Origin of the sequence: Brevundimonas sp. (assembly GCF_032107865.1) — a bacterium.
GTDB lineage: Bacteria > Pseudomonadota > Alphaproteobacteria > Caulobacterales > Caulobacteraceae > Brevundimonas.
In genome coordinates, this window is record NZ_DAMCNG010000238.1 from 1 (window position 1) to 3,626 (window position 3,626).

5 protein-coding genes are annotated in these 3,626 nt (G+C 65.2%); all 5 read left to right on the top strand.

Translation table 11 applies throughout. From position 1 onward, the window contains the following. Nucleotides 1–430 (top strand): lytic transglycosylase domain-containing protein (locus RT567_RS14605; RefSeq protein WP_313576987.1); only part of this gene is annotated, 430 nt, incomplete at its 5' end. Between the two features lie 237 nt (nt 431–667). Further along, the gene (locus RT567_RS14610; protein ID WP_003168654.1) at nt 668–823 is read left to right on the top strand and encodes a hypothetical protein; all 156 of its coding nucleotides are present in this window, start codon (nt 668–670) and stop codon (nt 821–823) included. After that, nucleotides 823–1,053 (top strand): hypothetical protein, encoded by a 231-nt coding sequence (locus RT567_RS14615; protein ID WP_003168653.1) that lies wholly within the window; start codon nt 823–825, stop codon nt 1,051–1,053. The genes RT567_RS14610 and RT567_RS14615 overlap by 1 nt, the downstream gene beginning before the upstream one ends. A 344-nt stretch (nt 1,054–1,397) precedes the next feature. Further along, a complete protein-coding gene (locus tag RT567_RS14620) occupies nt 1,398–2,513 on the top strand; it encodes a TIR domain-containing protein (protein ID WP_003165154.1) in 1,116 nt (371 codons plus the stop codon). A gap of 129 nt (nt 2,514–2,642) precedes the next feature. Continuing rightward, the coding region (locus RT567_RS14625; RefSeq protein WP_313576988.1) for a DUF3363 domain-containing protein at nt 2,643–3,626 on the top strand (984 nt) is incomplete at its 3' end.

A 3,626-nucleotide genomic window follows, 5' to 3' on the forward strand; every position in this document is an offset into this window, starting at 1 on the left:
GATCGTCTCGCGCGCAGGCGCGATGGGCCTGATGCAGGTGATGCCCGGCACCTACGCCGCGATACGGCGGCGGTACGGACTCGGGTCCGATCCGCACCATCCGCGCGACAACATCATGGCGGGGACGGCCTATCTGAAGCTGATGCATGACCGCTTCGGCTATCCCGGCCTGTTCGCCGCCTACAACGCCGGTCCTGGCCGCTACGTCGAGCATCTGGCGACCGGGCGGCCGCTTCCCGGCGAGACGCGCGCCTATATCGCCCAGCTCGCCCGCGGGCCTGCGACGCCCGAGATGCCGCCCGCCATCCTGTCCGGCGAGAGCCTGTTCTTCGCGCTCACCCGACCGGCGGCGTCGACCTCCGCCCCGCCGGACAGGATGGCGTCCGACAGTCTGTTCGCGGTGCGGCGACCGCTGGACGAGCGTCCGTGAGGCGAGGGGGATGTCCGCTCAGACTCGCCCATCATCCGGCGCGGGGCGGACCGCCTCAAGGACGACGGGGCCCCACCATTTTTCCCGGCGGACAGACGTCAGCCTTCCCGATCGAACGCCGGGCGCGCCGGGAAAAATCGTTTCCCCCATCGCCGCTGCGCGGCCGCTTCGCGGTCCCTGACCCGGCCCGCCCCGCGCCGGAAACGACCCCTGTCTTTCACTCGACAGGAGGTTCAAATGACCTTGGAACAGCATATCGAAGAACTGCGCGCCGAGCTTCGGGGCGTCCTTGATCCGCGCGAACTGCGTCAGATCGCGGCCGAACTGGAAGCCGCTGAAGCCCAGCGGGCGATGCTCGAAACGGCGTCGCTCGAGCTTCTGGAGCAGGGGTGATGAGCCCCTGCGACCGCGCCGAAGACCGGCGCGAACTCGCCCGGCTCCTGAAGGGCCGGGCCGAAATGGAGGCCGATGCGATGGCGCTCGAAGCCGAGTTCGGGACGACGCGCAGCGCTCGGCGCCGAAGCGCCATCAATGACGATCTCTATCTTCTCATGCTGATGAGGGTATCGCTCGACTGGAAGATCGAGGTCATCAAGGCGCGGTTGAGACAAGCGCGAGGCTGATCCAGCGGAGAGGCGGCGCTTCGGCGTTGCTTCCCTTGGTGCCGCGGACGGGGAAGGAGCCGTGCGGGCTGCTGGGGAGGGCGCAGGAGGAAGGGGAGGCTATGGCAAGATAAAGCAACAGCGCCATCTCTTCGGGATGGCGCTGCAAGTGATTGTCTGCACATCGTTTTTTCAGAAGAGAAATGGCGCCATGTTCGGCGCGATGGCGCCATAGGGCGCCACAAGCCCGCAACTGCTGGGTTTCCGACGGCGCCATGGCTCTTAAGCGCGGGGTGAGCTCATGGCGGTGTTGATCTAAGCTCCGCCGTGAGTAGGGATGGCTGCGACGTGTTGGGGGATTTTCATTGTCTGAAGTCGAAGAACTGTTTGCCGTCGTTGATGCTTTGGAGAAGATCGCGGCGGTCAGCGACGAGCCGGAGGTAAGGAAATCGATCCAGGCGATCGGCGACGCGTGCAACGCTGTGCATGAAGTCTTTTCCGGATCGTGGATTGGCTATCACGCTCGAACGTACCAGGAAGGCTTTGAGGCTGAGCCCGGAGCACGCTTCGACAGCGAGTGGGGAGTACGCGGGAGCGGCTTGAGCGGAACGACAGGCCGATGGGTGCAGTATGGTCGCGACGCTGTCCGTCGGTACATATTCGGGCAAGCCGGATATGACTCGCTCGGTGAACTGCCCGATCGCGCCAGCATCATCGAGCGAGATTTCGAACGGCTCAAAAGCCAGGCCATATCCATCCTTTCCAGCGCGCTTTCCGAACGCGATGACACCTATCTCGCCAAGCTCAAGACCGACCTCGAAAAGGTGAAGGTCTTTTCAGCGCATGAAGCCGCTCAAGCCTGGCAGCCGAGCGGTCAGTATATGACGCGAGACTCCGAGGCCGCCGCTGGCGGCGTATTGACGCCGGCGCATATCGCGTTGCTCGGAGAGATCACGGCCATCGCCACCGTGTTCCGTGCCGGCCGGGAGGCCGCCGAAATCGTGCGGCAGGCTGCCTCCCACATGGAACGGAACGCTCGGAAGACACGCCGCGTGGACCGGGTGGGAACGAACATCTTCCTCGGCCACGGCCGTTCGCCCCAATGGCGGGAGCTGAAAGACTTCATCCAAGACCGCCTTCATCTGCCTGCGGATGAGTTTAACCGGGTGCCCGTGGCTGGCGTGACAAACATCGCCCGGCTCGCCGAAATGCTCGACGCCGCCGCCTTCGCCTTCATCATCATGACCGCTGAAGATGAAACCGCTGAGGGCACGATGCAGGCGAGGATGAATGTCATCCATGAAGTCGGTCTGTTCCAGGGACGTCTCGGATTCACCCGCGGCATCGTCATGTTGGAGGAGGGATGCGAGGAATTCTCCAACATTCAGGGATTGGGCCAGATTCGATACCCTAAAGGCCGCATCTCGGCCGCCTTCGAGGATGTCCGCCAGGTGCTTGAGCGTGAAGGTCTCATTTCGTGAGCGCCTAGTCGGCGATGCAAATTTCGCCTGGGTCAAACGCTTCCGTGCGTTCGAACGCATGTAGGTGTCGTTTCGGTTTTGCCCGGCGGGGGCGATAGGGAGTGTTCGACTTAGCCGGAGTTTAACGCTGTGTCCGACGAGGACGATCTTGAGCCGCGCCTAGGCCGCATCCGTTCGCTCGGGAAGGCGCGCGGTCGCAGCTATGTCGGCCGCGTCGTGAAGGCGGCGAATCTGGCGCGCGGCGGTGCAGCGTCTGGATGGGGCAGGCGGGGTTTCTCTGGGGCGCGGATCGGACGCGGCGCAGGCGTTGGCCGCGTCCTCGCCTCACGCGACCGCTTCTCGGCGCTGCGTCAGCGCCGGGTGATCATCAAGTCGCGCATCGTGCGCCTCGACGGTCCCAAGGGATTCGCTCCGGCGCGCGCGCACCTACGCTACGTCGAGCGTGACGGAACGACGCGCGACGGGGGACCGGGCCGGCTCTATTCGGCGGATGCGGACAGTGCCGACCGCCGGGCCTTTCTCGATCGTCAGGACGGCGACCGGCACCACATGCGCTTCATCGTCTCGCCCGAGGACGGCGCATCCTACGACGATCTCAAATCCCTGACGCGCCGCCTGATGGAGCAGGTCGAAAAGGATCTCGGGACGAAGCTCGATTGGGTCGCGGTCGATCACTTCAACACCGCCCATCCGCACACCCACATCATCGTGCGCGGAAAGGACGATCACGGGAAGGACCTCGTCATCGCCCGCGACTATCTCTCGCACGGGATGCGCGAGCGCGCCGCCGAACTCGTCTCGCTCGACTTGGGTCCGCGCAGCGACATCGAGATCACAGACAGGCTCGGTGCGGAGGTGTCGCAGGAGCGGCTAACGAGCCTCGACCGGCGGCTCCTTCGCGACCTCGACGCCGGGGGCGTCGTCGTGGCGTTCGAGCGCGATCCGTTCCAGCAGACCTTGCGGGCTGGCCGGTTGCAGACGCTCGGCCGTCTCGGCCTGGCGCGCGAGCTGGGGGCAGGGCGCTGGGCGCTTGCGCCGGACTGCGAGGAGACCTTGCGGCGTATGGGCGAACGCGGCGACATCATCCGCACGATGCAGCGCGCCTTCACAGCC

Excerpts from the sequence above, each read along its gene's own strand:
- RT567_RS14610 (WP_003168654.1), top strand. The coding sequence starts at position 668 with ATGACCTTGGAACAGCATATCGAAGAACTGCGCGCCGAGCTTCGGGGC.
- RT567_RS14615 (WP_003168653.1), top strand. The coding sequence starts at position 823 with ATGAGCCCCTGCGACCGCGCCGAAGACCGGCGCGAACTCGCCCGGCTC.